Source organism: Buchnera aphidicola (Sarucallis kahawaluokalani) (assembly GCF_005080725.1).
Lineage (GTDB): Bacteria > Pseudomonadota > Gammaproteobacteria > Enterobacterales > Enterobacteriaceae > Buchnera_L > Buchnera_L aphidicola_AF.
In genome coordinates this window covers 1-14725 of the sequence record NZ_CP032999.1, presented here as the reverse complement: position 1 = coordinate 14725, position 14725 = coordinate 1, and the positions used below count along the sequence as shown (strand labels likewise).

The following is a 14725-nucleotide window of genomic DNA, read 5'->3' as shown; positions in this document are numbered from 1 at the left end:
TGATCATTGAAATTTAATATTACCTTTTAGTGAACGATGAATAATAATTTGTTGTATTATAGTTACTACATTACTGACAATATAATATAATACTAATCCTGCAGGAAACCATAAAAAAAAACAAACAAAGAATATAGGTGCAAAATTAATAATTTTCTCTTGTAATGAAAGAGGAAAGTAATTAGTAGGAGCTGTTTTTTGCATAAAAAAAATTGTTATACCCATTAAAATTGGTAAAATATATAATGGATCTTGCGCAGATAAATCATAAATCCAAAAAATAAACGGTGCGTGTCTTAACTCTACTGCATTAACCAACATATAATATAAAGCTAAAAAAATTGGCATTTGTAATAATACTGGCAATAATCCACTTAAAGGATTAATATTATTTTTTTTATATAATTTTAATATTTTTGAATTTAATTTCTTTTTGTTATCATTAAATTTTTTTTTAATATAATTTATTTCTGGTTGTAGTGATTTCATTTTTATTGTTGCGATATATTGCGCTTTAATCAATGGATACGTAATACAACGAATAATACATGTAATAAAAATAATTGCATAACCCCAATTATTTAAAAAATAATGCAAAATATTTAACAAATTAAATAATGGTTTTGATAAAAACCAAAACCAACCATAATTTATTGTATCACTAAAATACGGTGCAATATACGACATTTTATTTTGTATTTTAGGACCAATCCATAAGATTGTTCTTTTTAATACTTTTGAACCAGGGGTAATAACAATATTTGACATTTTATACCATATAGTTACATTACTATGATGATCATGTGTGATATAAACAGTATTTTCATCTGATTTATCTAAAATCCAAGAAATAACGAAATATTTTTGTAATAATGCAATCCATCCACCTTGAGAAATATAATTTGATTCTTTTTTATGTAAAATATCAAACAAACTATACTCTTTATAATTTGAAAAATTTTTAGAACATGCAAAATCCTGAAACTGATTATGTATAGAATGTGTATTATTATGAGATTGGATATTTTTTTGTTTTAAAGAACCAAATATACGATATGATATCTCACTTTTACTATGGTTACAAATCTTGTATTCTATTCCAATATCATAAGACCCGTGTTTAAAAATAAATATCTTTTCAATATGCATACCATTATTTGTATCTGCAATACATCGAACAAATAATACTTTCTGACCATTTAATAATTTAAAATCTGTATTATTAATACTATATTGTATATTTTTTATATAACCAGAAGTGCCAATTTTATACCATATTTCACTATTTACAGTATTTTTTTTTAAATTATCGTGATTTATTAATTCAAGTTTTTTTAATGATGTTAATTTCTCTTGATAATTTAACAACCTACTTTGATAAATCTCTCCATTATATAAATTAATTTTTATATCCATCACATCAGTTTTTACATGAATCAATTGATTATTATTCAACTGTTTTTTTTGTTCTGAAATATTATATAAAATTTCTGTTTTTAAATTCTTAAATTTATCTACCTGAGTAGTCCATAATTTCCATACAAATAATGAACATGATAATAATATAAAAATTAAAAAAAAACGCTTTAAACGCATGTGAAATATTCTCTTTTTTTTTTTGTAAAATTATGTAGATACAATTTACATATATAAAAATATAAAATAAAAATATAAATATAAAATATGATATTTAACAATATTTTTAATATCTATTAAGTGTTTTTATATTACAAATAATATTTTATCCATAAATTATTTAAAAAATTTTTTATTTCTAAACGATTTAATTTTAAAATATTTGGTTTAATTAAAATAATAAAATCTAATTTTTTTAAATGATGTTGAGATAACCGAAAACTTTCTCTAACCAATCTTTTAATTAAATTACGTTGATAAGATAATTTAGATACTTTTTTTGAAATAATAATACCTAACCTAGGATAATTAAATTGATTTTTAATATTGAAAATAATTACAATCGAATGATGATTTTTTTTAGAGATATTAAATACTTTTTTAAAATCAGTAGTAGTTAATAAACGTAAATTTTTTTTAAAATTATATCGATAATATATATTCATTTCATATGTGTAGATACTGTGAGTCGAATTCTTAATTTATTTCTTCTGCGGGATAAAATCTGACGACCAGAACGAGTAGCCATTCTCGCTCTAAACCCATGTACACGATTTCTTTTTAAAACAGAAGGTTGAAATGTACGTTTCATAAAATCTCCTAACATATATAATATTAAACATAATAATATAAACTATAAAAATAAATTTAGTAATATTTATGCTGTATAGTATAAAAAAATACTCTACAATAAATAATGTAATATTGTATATAAAATAATTCATAAATAATTATATAATTAATTTTCATTATGAAATACATAAAATAAATTATATAACATAAATAAAATATTTTATATAAAATCAATATATGATTTATTATGTTAATTAATTTGAGTCATTATAATTTAAAACACCTATTGATACAAAATGAAATTTATTATAAAAAAAAAATTTTTTTTAAAAACAATTCAAAAATTAAATAACATTATTTGTATAAATACCGAACACCCTATTACAAATAATATCTTATGTTGTATAAAAGATAATATAACATATTTAATGAGTACAAATTTAGAACTAGAAATAATTTCCAAAATACACTGTAGTAAAGTTTTTAGCTTTGGTGAAATCCTAATACCTGGAAAAAAAATATTAAATATTATACGTAGTTTTCCACAAAATGCAGAAATTAATATTACTATTAATAATAATAGTATGGAATTACAGTACCAAAATATTTATTTTTCATTAAATATAATAAATGCAAAAAATTTTCCAAGATTTAAAAGGAAAGAAATAATACATAATCTTACAGTTAATCAAAAAAAATTTAAAAATATGATTTATAACACACATTATGCAATGGCTAAACAGGATATACGACACTATTTAAATGGAATGAATATTAAAATCAAAAATAATAAAATTTTAGCAATTGCAACCGATGGATATCGTATGGCATTTGCATACACAAAATATAATCATGCAAAAACAAATATATCAATTATTATTCCATATAAAACAATATTAAAGTTAATTCAAATACTAGAAGATACAGATGATTTATTTCAAATACATATTGGAAAAAAAATTATTCAATTTAATTTAGGAACCGATATTATATCTAGTAAAATTATTGATCAGCAATACCCGAACTGTAAAAATTTCTTTATAAAAAAATTTGATAAAATTATTTCTATAGATAAAGATAAATTAAAACAAGCGCTTATAAGAGCATCAATTCTAATACATCAAAAACTACAAGGTGTACGAATTACTATGAAAAATGGATTATGTATCGTAACATCAAATAATGAAAATGACGAAAAAATTAAAGAAAAATTTCAAATCAATTATTTTGATATACCAATAGAAATAACAATAAATATTAAATATATTTTAGATGTAATACGTACTATTCAAAATAGTACAATAGATATATTACTTACTAATAATAGCTCTGCTATTTATATCAAATGTACTAACATAAATAATTCATATCATATTATTATGCCATTAGTTTTGTAAAATATTAACTAATATTTTATTAAACATAACATGGATAAAAGGAATACTACAAAAATGTATAATTCATCTAATATTAAAATTTTAAAAGGGTTAGATGCAGTTCGAAAACGTCCAGGAATGTATATTGGTAATACCGATGATGGTAGTGGATTACACCATATGGTATTTGAAGTTGTAGATAATGCTATTGACGAAGCTCTTGCTGGATATTGTAAAAAAATTAATGTTATTATTCATACTGATCAATCTATTTCTGTAAAAGATGATGGTCGGGGCATACCAACAGATATTCATCCAGAGGAAGGTATATCAGCTGCAGAGGTAATTTTAACAATGCTACACTCCGGAGGAAAATTTGATAATAATACATATAAAATCTCCGGAGGTTTACATGGAGTAGGAATTTCCGTTGTAAATGCATTATCTAAAAAACTAAAATTAAAAATATATAAAAATGGATATATATATTACCAAAAATATAAATATGGCACACCAGTAAATAAATTAAAAATTATTGGAAAAACAAATATCACAGGTACAAAAATTCATTTTTTACCGAATGATAAAATTTTCAAAAATATTATTCACTTTCAATATGAAATCATTGCAAAACGACTAAGAGAATTATCTTTTTTAAACGAAAATATTGAAATTCATATTCAAGACAAATCAAAAAACATACAAGATAAATTTCACTATACAGGTGGATTGCAAGAATTTATTAAATTCTTACATAAAAGAAAAGAAAAACTAATACATGGACAAAGCATATATTTTAATTCTAAAAAACATGATATTCAATTAGAAGTAGCAATGCAATGGAATAATACATTTAAAGAAAAAATTTATTGTTTTACAAATAACATTCCACAAAAAGATGGAGGTACACATTTATCAAGTTTTCGAACAGCGGTAACAAGAACTATTAATCACTATATTCAAAAAGAAGGTTATAATAAAAAAAATAAAATCCACACAATTGGAGATGATATACGTGAAGGATTAATCGCTATAATATCTATTAAAATGCAAAATCCAAGATTTTCTTCACAAACAAAAGAAAAATTGGTTTCATCTGAAGTTAAATCTGTAATAGAATCAGAAATCACAAGATATTTATCAGAATTTTTATTGGAACATCCAAAAGATGCAAGAAATATTATTAATAAAGTTATTCATGCAGCAAAAATTCGAGAAGCAGCAAAAAAAATTAGAGAAATTAATAAAAAAAAAGGAATATTTGATATTAGTGGATTACCTGGAAAATTATCAGATTGCCAAGAAAAAAATCCAAAATTATCAGAAATTTACTTAGTTGAAGGAGATTCTGCAGGAGGTTCTGCTAAACAAGGTAGAAATAGAATTAATCAGGCTATTTTACCATTGAAAGGAAAAATACTTAATGTTGAAAAATCAACATTCGAAAAAATGATTGCATCACAAGAAATTAATGCTATTATTACTGCCTTAGGATGTGGAATTAAAAAAAAAGAATATAACTTAGAAAAACTAAGATATCACAGCATTATCATTATGACCGATGCTGACATTGATGGATCACACATCCGTACATTATTATTAACGTTTTTTTATCGATATATGCCAGATATTATTAAAAAAGGTCACTTATATATAGCACAACCTCCGTTATATAAAATTAAACAAGGAAAAAAAGAAATATATATTAAAAATGAAGAAGAAATGTATAAAACACAAATTAAAATTGCATTGAAAAATCTAATATATATTAAAAAAAATATTAATAACCATATTACGTACTCACAAAAATTTAAACAAATAATTTTAGAATATCAAAATATTCAATACTCTTTAAAAGAAAAACAATATCATTTTTCTACATATATGATAGAAGAATTAATACATCAACCCATGCTGCATAATTTACATAACAAAGAAAATGTAAAAAAGTGGACAAAAGGTATGATAAAAAACTTAAACCAAAAAACAAAATATTCAAAATATTCCAGTAAAATTCAAACAAATAATCTTGAATACAAAATATTTGAACCTATAATTTTTGAATTTAATAGTTTAAATTCTAAGAATAGTACTTATTATATTACGGAAAAATTATTATCAAGCCCGGAATATAAAAATATGCAAAACATAAAAAAACAATGGAAAATATTAATAGAAAAAAATGATTATATACAACGGGGAAATAAAAAAAGTAAAATTACTAGTTTAAAATCTATAACTGATTGGTTAATATACGAAGTACAACAAGAAATATATATACAACGTTATAAAGGGCTTGGAGAAATGAATCCTGAACAATTATGGCAAACTACAATGAATCCTCAAACCAGAAATATGTTACAAGTAAAAATTAAAGATAAAATTACCGTTGATAAATTATTTACTACTTTAATGGGAGATGCAGTGGAACCCCGAAAATTTTTTATTGAAAAAAACGCCTTAATGGTTGAAAATATTGATATTTAAATCACCAAAAATTATTTATGTAATATTAAATATTTTTTTATTATCTTTAATTTTATTTTAAGATTTACTAATTGATCTTGTAAAATATGTTGATTTCCATGTTTCATGTGCACAATTCTATTTTTAATATCATTACGTTTTTTGATTAACTGATTATAATTTAATTCATTTAAAAAACACGATTCATCAGGTAAAATATAAATAACATTTGGTTGCACTTCTAAAATTCCATTGGAAACATACAATTTTTTTTCTTCAAATTCAGTAAAAATACGTAATACACTTGGACGAACCATAGTTAATAGAGGAGAATGTCCTGGATAAATATTTAAAACACCTTCATATCCATTAACATGAATTTTTTTAATATAACCATGAAATAAATATTTTTCAAGGCTAATAACATGCAAATAAGTATTCATTTTCAAATACCTAAATTAATTTATAATGTTTTAGATTTTTTTATCGCATCTTCAATATTTCCAGTCATATAAAAAGCTTGTTCAGGTAAATCATCAAATTCACCATCAAGAATACCTTTAAACCCACGAATATTATCTTTTAAAGATACATACTTACCTGGAAATCCTGTAAATACTTCAGCGACAAAAAATGGTTGTGATAAAAACCTCTGAATTTTCCTTGCTCTCGACACTAATAATTTATCTTGTTCGGATAATTCATCCATGCCTAATATTGCAATAATATCTTTTAATTCTTCATATCTTTGTAAAATAGATTGTACGCTACGTGCTGTATCATAATGTTCTTTTCCAATTACTTCTATATCAAGTTGTCTACTTGTGGAATTTAAAGGATCAACTGCTGGATAAATACCCAATGATGCAATCTGACGACTTAATGTAATCGTAGCATCTAAATGAGAAAAAGTAATTGCTGGAGCTGGATCTGTTAAATCATCTGCTGGTACATATACCGCTTGTATCGATGTAATAGATCCTTTAGTAGTTGAAGTAATTCGTTCTTGCAACAAACCCATTTCTTCAGATAAAGTAGGTTGATACCCAACCGCAGAAGGCATTCGCCCTAATAATGCTGACACTTCCGTTCCAGCTAAAATATACCGATAAATATTATCTATAAATAGTAACACATCTTTTCCATCATCTCTAAATTTTTCTGCTATAGTTAATCCGGTAAATGCTACTCTAAATCTGCTACCTGGAGGTTCATTCATTTGACCATATACTAAAGCTACTTTATCTAATACATTAGAGGTTTTCATTTCATGGTAAAAATCATTACCCTCTCGTGTTCTTTCACCAACACCAGTAAATACTGAATATCCAGAGTGTTTTACGGCAATATTACGAATTAATTCCATCATATTCACTGTTTTACCTACACCGGCACCACCAAATAAACCAATTTTACCTCCTTTACAAAAAGGGCAAATCAAATCAATTACTTTAATTCCAGTTTCTAATATTTCTTGCGCGTTAGATTGTTCTTGATATGTAGGTGCTGAACGATGAATATCCCAGTATTCTGGGTCTGTACCGTCGACATTTTTAATTGGACCGAGCATATCTATTGAATTACCTAAAACATCAATAATCCTACCTAATGTAGCGCAACCCACGGGTACTCTGATATAATGACCAAGATTAATAACTGACAACCCGCGTTTTAATCCATAAGAAGAACCCATCGCAATAGTACGTACAACACCTGAACCTAATTGTTGTTGCACTTCTAGTGTTAGTATTGTATTTCCATTTTTTACTTGTAATGCATGATATATTTTAGGAATATATTTCTTTTGAAAGACTACATCAATGACTGCTCCAACTACTTGTATAATTTTTCCAGTTTTCATAGTTATCCTTATAATATTAAAATATCAGTTAATATCTGTAGAAGATCCTGAAATAATTTCAATAATTTCTTGTGTAATACTATATTGACGTATTTTATTATATAGTAATTGCAATTCTTGAATTATATTTTCACTATTTTCAGTTGCAGTTTTCATAATTACCATTCTACAAAATTGTTCACATACAATATTTTCTAAAATTAACTGAAATATTTGAAATAAAACATATCTTTGTAATATAAAATCTATTGCTAACATTGATTCAGGTTCATATAAATAATCCCATTGATTATATTTTGTATACCCTATATCTGTAAAAAAATTTGATGCTAACGGTAACAACTGTAAAACATATGGTTTTACTTTATTTAAAGTATTATTATTACCTATGATAAAAAGTTTATCACAATGATTGTTATTGAAACTATTAATTATTTTTTTTGTTACAGGATATAACATTTCATATGTTATATTGTCATCCAAATTAATAACTTGTTGAATATTTGCGTAATTATAATTCTTAAAAAATAAAATACTTTTCATTCCCATTAAGTATAAATTACATTTCACATCTTTTTTATTATATTTCTGAATGAGGCTAATAGCTTTCTTAAAAACATTATAATTAAGATTACCACATAAACCACGATTAGAAGATAAAATAATAATATTAACAGTATTCACTTTAGATCGTTCATACAAAAAATTACATTGATATTTTAATGTACTGTCAAATGTATGAGAAATAATTTTTTTAATACCATATAAATACGATGCACTAATTGATATTTTTTGTTTTACTTTTTTCATTTTAGAAATTGCAATCATTTCCATAGTTTTTGTAATTTTTTGAGTATTTTTTATACTAATAATTTTATCACGTATAATTTTGGTATTCGCCATGTATAATAACCTTTATATGATTTAATAATACAAATTTTGTTTTAAAATATTACTTATTTAATATTGATTTTTTTTAAAAATCTTAATATTTTTAATAATTTCTTCTTGAATTTCCTTTGTATATACATCATTAGTATTAATTTTTTTTACAAGATCGATATGATGGTTATTAAAATAATTTAACATATTTTTCTCAAATATAGAAATTTTATCCACTGATACATCATCAAGAAAACCATATTCTGCAGCAAAAAATATAATAGCTTGTTGTGCAACTGACATTAAATAATGTTGTTTTTGTTTTAATACCTCAGTAATTTTTTCGCCATATTGCAATTGTTTTTTAGTCACTTCATCTAAATCTGTAGAAAATTGAGCAAATGCAACCAATTCACGATATTGAGCTAAAGCTATTCTAATTTTAGAAGATAATTCTTTAATAATTTTGGTTTGTGCAGCACTACCCACTCTGGAAACCGATATACCAGGATTAATTGCGGGGCGAATACCAATATTAAATAACTTAGATTCTAAAAAAATTTGACCATCAGTAATCGAAATTACATTAGTAGGTATAAACGAAGAAACATCTCCAAATTGTGTTTCTATGATCGGTAATGCAGTTAAAGATCCTGTTTGATTTGTTATTTTTATATGACTACGCTTTTTTACACTATCAGTATTAATACGTGCTGCTCGTTCTAATAACCTAGAATGTAAATAAAATATATCACCGGGAAATGCTTCTCGACCTGGTGGACGTCTAAGTAATAGAGAAATCTGACGATAAGATATAGCATGTTTCGACAAATCATCATATACAATTAATGCATTTTTTCCACAATCTCTAAAATATTCTCCCATAGCACAACCAGAATAAGGAGCTATGTATTGCATTACAGGTGCTTCAGAAGCAGATGCATTAACAATAATTGTATGCTGTAATGCATTGTATTTTTCTAATTTATCAACTACATTACGTACCGTAGATTGTTTTTGCCCAATTGCAACATAAATACATAAAACACCTGATTTTTTTTGATTAATAATAGTATCTATAGCTAATGTAGTCTTTCCGGTTTGACGATCACCGATAATTAATTCTCTTTGTCCCTTACCAATTGGAACCATGGAATCCACAGATTTATATCCAGTATATAGTGGCTCAGATACTGAAATTCTCTCAATAACTCCAGGTGCTTCTTTTTCAATAGGGTATAGTATTTTACTAACAATATCTCCTTTACCATCCATAGGAGATCCTAATGCATTAACAACACGACCTAACAAGTTAGATCCTACAGGAACACTGAGCATTTTACCTGTAGAATAAACACGCATACCTTCCGTAACATTACAATGATTACCTAAAATAACTGCACTCGTAATATCCTGTTCTAAATTTAAAGCTAATGCAAATAAATTGTTAGGCAAAGCAACAATTTCTCCGAACATTACTTCGGTAATACCATAAATTTTTATAATACCATCACTAACAAAAATAATAATACCTTCATTATAAATTTTTTTTAATATATTAAATTTCTCGATTTTTTTTTTAATTAAATCACTAATCTCATTTGAATGTAATTGCATATTTAATTTATTCTCATTTATGATATTAAAAAATTTGAAAATTCACAAAACCTATTTAAAATAGAATTATCAATCACTATATTATTATAACGAATAATATAACCATATAAAATACTAGGATCGGATTCACAAGTTAAAATAATTCGTTTATTAAATTTTTTTTCAAGAATTGAAGAAATTTTTTCTTTTTGCTGTTTTTTTAAATTCTGTATAGTAATCAATTTAACCTTTAAAATATTGTGATATTCATTATACAATGTAATAAATTGTTTAAAAATATCGTGCATTAAATATAATCTTTTATTCATGATTATTAATTGAATAAAATTTTTACCATAAGAATTAACATTTTTATTAAAAAATGATAAAATAATTTTTAATATAATATTATTAGGATATATAGAACTAAAAAATTGATGCAAATTTTTAATATGTGAAATATTTGACAATATTAATAAAAACTCTTTCCATTCTTCAAAAGATTTTTTTTTGATTGCAAGATTAAATATTGCTGTAGCATATGCACGAGATACAATTAAAGCATTTTGCACAAAATATTCCTCCTTATTTTAAAAAGTATTAATCATATTTTCAAAATTATGTTTTTTATATTTTGTATCAATTGTATTAATAATAATTTTATTTGCCATCATACTTGCTAAAGTACTAATTTCTTTAGTTAATTTTTTTTTTAATTGTATTTTTTTCATTTGAATTGTTACTTCTGCCTGTTGTAAAATTTTTTTTTTTTCTTTTTCTGCATAATATTTTGCACGCTCTAAGATTACTATTTTTTCTAAATTTGCAGATTTAATAATTTCTTTAGATTTATGCTTAGCTGTGTATATAATCTCATTTGCTTGATTATACATTTTTTGTATATCTTTTTTTGATTGTGAAATATTTGCAAACTCTTTTTGAATAAGATCTCTTCGATCATTAATGGTAATAATTAATTTGGGCCAAATATATTTCATGCAAAACCATATAAAAATAATAAATGAAATCATTTGTCCTAATATTGTTGCATTCAAGTCCATAAATTATATAATCCTATATTGAATAATTAATATTGTTATACAATATTATTGTTAAATAGAAAAAATTATTTTGAAAATGCAAAAATCATATATAATCCTAAACCAACTGCAATCATAGGAATGGCGTCAACTAAACCCATGACAACAAAAAATTGAGCTCTTAATTTTGGAATTAAATCAGGTTGACGTGCTGCTCCTTCTAAAAATTTTCCACCTAAAATTCCAATACCAATAGCTGCACCAATAGCAGATAAACCAATAATAATTGCAGCTGATAGATATAAGATATTTAAATTATTCATATTAATAATCCTTGATTTTTAATGAAAATATTATTTGTATTATTTTTTTTTAGATGTCATGGATAAATACACTATAGTTAAAGTCATAAAAATAAATGCTTGCAAAAAAATTATCAAAATATGAAAAATAGCCCATGGAACACTTAATGTCCACTGTAACCACCAGGGTAAAAACCCTGCAATTAATATAAAAATCATTTCTCCTGCATACATATTACCGAACAAACGCAATGCTAATGACATTGGTTTTGATAATAATGCTATTGTTTCTAAAATTAAATTAAATATATAAAAAACATAGTAATTAAAAGGATGTATAGTTAATTCTTTTGCAAATCCTATAAAACCTTTATTTTTTATATTATAAAAAATAATTAAACCAAATACTACTAATGCAATAGCAATGGTAATGTTAATATCTGCTGAAGGTACAATACGAAAGTATGGAATAGAAAAAATAACATATAGTAAATATGGTATAATATCTATAGGCACCAAATCCATAGTATTCATTAATAAAACCCAAATAAATATTGTTAATGATAATGCAGCAATTAATTTATTATGTGTATTATATATATCTTTTATATTGTTATTGACAAATTCTATAATTAGTTCAACAAAAATTTGTATTTTAGATGGGTTTTTTAAAGATATAAATTTTGTAGTATAATAAAAAAACAATAAAAAAAATGTTCCTAAGATAAAAGAAAATAATATTGAGTCAAAGTTCAAAATCCAAAATGTATCAATTCGTTCATTATTTAAAAATTTTAAATTTTTTAAATTAATTTGTAAATGCCTTAAATGATGGTGAATATATTGTATAGGATCAGATATTTTAGATAATAGCATGATTATAATAACCTTTATTAATAATAATAATAATTTATAAAATAAAAAATTATGTAATTATTAAAATATTTTTATTAAATACAGAATATATTCAAAATAAGTTTATTATAACATTTTATATTTTTAATGAAAAATTATTTTTTAAAATAAATTAATAAAATTGATATTGCAATAGGAGTAATACCAGAAATTCTTGAAGCTTGTCCAATAGAAGTAGGTTGATAATAATTTAATTTATTCATTACTTCAATCGATAGTCCTGGAATTTTAAAATAATTAAAATGATTCGGTAACATGGTATTTTCATACTTTTTATGCTTTTGAATTTCATACATTTGCTTTTTGATATAACCTTCATATTTAATTTGAACCATAACTTCAAATAATGCAGATATGTTTATTTCTTGAGAAAAAAATATTTTTGATTCTTTAATGTTATTAAAATTAATTTCTGGTCTTTTTAATAATTCATATCCATTAATATTATTTTTTAATTCAATATTAAATATTTTTTTTAATTCTATTGATTCTTTTGAATGCATATGAATCGTGATATTACGAATTCGATTACTTTCATTCTTTATATTTTTAATTTTTTTTTTATAATTTTCCCATCTATAATTATTTACTAATCCTATCTTTTTACCTAATGGAGTTAATCGCAAATCTGCGTTATTTTCTCTCAATAGTAATCTATATTCTGCACGTGAAGTAAACATACGATATGGTTCTTTAGTGCCTTTGGTACATAGATCATCAACTAATACACCTAAGTATGCTTCATTTCTTTTAGGAAACCATTTTTTGTTTCCTAATACACGTAAAGCAGCATTAACACCAGCTAATAATCCTTGAGCAGCAGCTTCTTCATAACCAGTTGTACCATTGATTTGTCCTGCAAAAAATAAACCATTAATAAATTTATTTTCTAGAGTAGGTTTCAAACTTCTAGGATCTATAAAATCATATTCTATTGAATATCCAGGCTGGATAATTTTTGCTTTTTGAAATCCTTGAATTGAATAAATAAATTCTTTTTGAATATCTAGTGGTAAACTTGTTGATATACCATTTGGATACGCCTCAATACAGTTAATACCTGCTGGTTCGATAAAAATTTGATGACTATCTTTATTTGGAAATTTTATAATCTTATCTTCAATAGACGGACAATATCTTGGACCAGAACTTGTGATGTTTCCTGAAAAAATTGGACTTCTATGTAAATTTCTTTTTATAATTTCATGGGTTTTTATATTAGTTTTTGTAATATAACACGAAATTTGTTTAACACGTTTAATTTTTTTACCAAGAAATGAAAAAATTGGAGTAGGTACATCTCCTGATTGTTTGATTAAATTTTTAAAATTAATTGTTCTGATATCAATTCTAGGTGGTGTACCAGTTTTTAACCTTTTAATTTTTATTGGTAATTTTTTTAATTTTTTTGATAAATGCATGGAAGCACTATCATTCATTCGTCCTCCAGAATAACTATTATCACCAATATAAATTCTCCCTCCTAAAAAAGTTCCAGTAGTTAAAATTATGGATTTTGCATAAAATATATTTTTATTTACAGTTTTTACACCTAAAATACAATTTTTTTTTATTATTAAATCATAAACTTCTATTTCTATAATTTTTAATTTTGATGTTTTTAATAATGTCTGTTGGATGAAATTTTTATATATTTCTCGATCTACTTGTGTTCTTGTTGCTTGTACAGCAGGTCCTTTTGTCTCATTTAAAATTCTTGTTTGAATTCCAGCAATATCAGTAGCAAGAGCCATAATACCACCTAGTGCATCTATTTCTTTTACTAAGTGACTTTTCCCTATTCCGCCTATAGCGGGGTTACATGATAAATTACCTAAAGTATTTATTTTATGTGTTAATAATAACGTTTTACAACCAATACGTACAGAAGCTAGTGTGGCTTCTATTCCAGCATGTCCTCCGCCGACTACAATAACATCAAAATATTTATTATAAAAATGCATTTATTATCCATATGATAATTGTGAGTAATGTAATATTAGTTTGTTGCATAAAAAGTTTTATATATATTAATTCAGTATTTAATATTTGCATGAAAATTAATATATATCATTCAAG

Annotated in this window: 14 protein-coding genes; 2 read left to right on the top strand and 12 right to left on the bottom strand. The window is 24.0% G+C overall.

Going from position 1 to position 14725, the window contains the following annotated elements; genetic code table 11:
* Positions 1-3 precede the first annotated feature (3 nt).
* From yidC to rpmH, 3 genes are all read right to left on the bottom strand, one after another.
* Positions 4-1596 carry a membrane protein insertase YidC gene (gene yidC, locus D9V78_RS00070; protein ID WP_158350219.1) on the bottom strand — a complete coding sequence of 531 codons (1593 nt, stop codon included), beginning with the start codon at positions 1594-1596 and terminating at the stop codon, positions 4-6.
* A 131-nt stretch (positions 1597-1727) separates the two neighbouring features.
* The gene (rnpA, locus tag D9V78_RS00065) at positions 1728-2081 is read right to left on the bottom strand and encodes a ribonuclease P protein component (protein ID WP_158350217.1); all 354 of its coding nucleotides are present in this window, start codon (positions 2079-2081) and stop codon (positions 1728-1730) included.
* Positions 2078-2227 carry a 50S ribosomal protein L34 gene (gene rpmH / locus D9V78_RS00060; RefSeq protein ID WP_158350215.1) on the bottom strand — a complete coding sequence of 50 codons (150 nt, stop codon included), beginning with the start codon at positions 2225-2227 and terminating at the stop codon, positions 2078-2080. The genes rnpA and rpmH overlap by 4 nt, the downstream gene beginning before the upstream one ends.
* 277 nt (positions 2228-2504) lie before the next feature.
* Between rpmH and dnaN the strand changes: the two genes are divergently transcribed.
* Together dnaN and gyrB are read left to right on the top strand one after the other, a co-directional pair.
* On the top strand, positions 2505-3605 hold the full coding sequence (gene dnaN / locus D9V78_RS00055; RefSeq protein ID WP_158350213.1) for a DNA polymerase III subunit beta: 1101 nt from the start codon (positions 2505-2507) through the stop codon (positions 3603-3605).
* Between the two features lie 30 nt (positions 3606-3635).
* Entirely contained in the window at positions 3636-6071 is a 2436-nt protein-coding gene (gene gyrB / locus D9V78_RS00050; RefSeq protein WP_158350211.1) for a DNA topoisomerase (ATP-hydrolyzing) subunit B, read from the top strand.
* Positions 6072-6082: 11 nt separating this feature from the next.
* Here the strand turns inward: gyrB and atpC are convergent, their stop codons facing one another.
* From atpC to mnmG, 9 genes are all read right to left on the bottom strand, one after another.
* The gene (atpC, locus tag D9V78_RS00045) at positions 6083-6493 is read right to left on the bottom strand and encodes an ATP synthase F1 subunit epsilon (protein WP_158350209.1); all 411 of its coding nucleotides are present in this window, start codon (positions 6491-6493) and stop codon (positions 6083-6085) included.
* A 20-nt stretch (positions 6494-6513) separates the two neighbouring features.
* Positions 6514-7911, bottom strand: a complete 1398-nt coding sequence (gene atpD, locus D9V78_RS00040; protein ID WP_158350207.1) for a F0F1 ATP synthase subunit beta — start codon at positions 7909-7911, stop codon at positions 6514-6516.
* 24 nt (positions 7912-7935) lie between these two features.
* Positions 7936-8814, bottom strand: coding sequence for an ATP synthase F1 subunit gamma (atpG, locus tag D9V78_RS00035; protein WP_158350205.1), 879 nt, complete (start codon positions 8812-8814; stop codon positions 7936-7938).
* A 57-nt stretch (positions 8815-8871) separates the two neighbouring features.
* Positions 8872-10410, bottom strand: coding sequence for a F0F1 ATP synthase subunit alpha (gene atpA / locus D9V78_RS00030; protein ID WP_158350203.1), 1539 nt, complete (start codon positions 10408-10410; stop codon positions 8872-8874).
* 17 nt (positions 10411-10427) lie between these two features.
* Positions 10428-10961, bottom strand: a complete 534-nt coding sequence (locus D9V78_RS00025; protein ID WP_158350201.1) for a F0F1 ATP synthase subunit delta — start codon at positions 10959-10961, stop codon at positions 10428-10430.
* Between the two features lie 18 nt (positions 10962-10979).
* A complete protein-coding gene (atpF, locus tag D9V78_RS00020) occupies positions 10980-11450 on the bottom strand; it encodes a F0F1 ATP synthase subunit B (RefSeq protein WP_158350199.1) in 471 nt (156 codons plus the stop codon).
* A 65-nt stretch (positions 11451-11515) separates the two neighbouring features.
* On the bottom strand, positions 11516-11752 hold the full coding sequence (gene atpE, locus D9V78_RS00015) for a F0F1 ATP synthase subunit C (RefSeq protein ID WP_158350197.1): 237 nt from the start codon (positions 11750-11752) through the stop codon (positions 11516-11518).
* Positions 11753-11791: 39 nt separating this feature from the next.
* The gene (atpB, locus tag D9V78_RS00010; RefSeq protein WP_410051748.1) at positions 11792-12610 is read right to left on the bottom strand and encodes a F0F1 ATP synthase subunit A; all 819 of its coding nucleotides are present in this window, start codon (positions 12608-12610) and stop codon (positions 11792-11794) included.
* A 131-nt stretch (positions 12611-12741) separates the two neighbouring features.
* On the bottom strand, positions 12742-14610 hold the full coding sequence (mnmG, locus tag D9V78_RS00005; protein ID WP_158350193.1) for a tRNA uridine-5-carboxymethylaminomethyl(34) synthesis enzyme MnmG: 1869 nt from the start codon (positions 14608-14610) through the stop codon (positions 12742-12744).
* Positions 14611-14725 lie beyond the last annotated feature (115 nt).

Excerpts from the sequence above, each read along its gene's own strand:
- atpD (WP_158350207.1), bottom strand. The coding sequence starts at position 7,911 with ATGAAAACTGGAAAAATTATACAAGTAGTTGGAGCAGTCATTGATGTA.
- atpG (WP_158350205.1), bottom strand. The coding sequence starts at position 8,814 with ATGGCGAATACCAAAATTATACGTGATAAAATTATTAGTATAAAAAAT.
- gyrB (WP_158350211.1), top strand. The coding sequence starts at position 3,636 with ATGGATAAAAGGAATACTACAAAAATGTATAATTCATCTAATATTAAA.
- mnmG (WP_158350193.1), bottom strand. The coding sequence starts at position 14,610 with ATGCATTTTTATAATAAATATTTTGATGTTATTGTAGTCGGCGGAGGA.
- rnpA (WP_158350217.1), bottom strand. The coding sequence starts at position 2,081 with ATGAATATATATTATCGATATAATTTTAAAAAAAATTTACGTTTATTA.
- atpA (WP_158350203.1), bottom strand. The coding sequence starts at position 10,410 with ATGCAATTACATTCAAATGAGATTAGTGATTTAATTAAAAAAAAAATC.
- dnaN (WP_158350213.1), top strand. The coding sequence starts at position 2,505 with ATGAAATTTATTATAAAAAAAAAATTTTTTTTAAAAACAATTCAAAAA.
- atpC (WP_158350209.1), bottom strand. The coding sequence starts at position 6,493 with ATGAATACTTATTTGCATGTTATTAGCCTTGAAAAATATTTATTTCAT.
- rpmH (WP_158350215.1), bottom strand. The coding sequence starts at position 2,227 with ATGAAACGTACATTTCAACCTTCTGTTTTAAAAAGAAATCGTGTACAT.
- atpE (WP_158350197.1), bottom strand. The coding sequence starts at position 11,752 with ATGAATAATTTAAATATCTTATATCTATCAGCTGCAATTATTATTGGT.
- atpF (WP_158350199.1), bottom strand. The coding sequence starts at position 11,450 with ATGGACTTGAATGCAACAATATTAGGACAAATGATTTCATTTATTATT.
- yidC (WP_158350219.1), bottom strand. The coding sequence starts at position 1,596 with ATGCGTTTAAAGCGTTTTTTTTTAATTTTTATATTATTATCATGTTCA.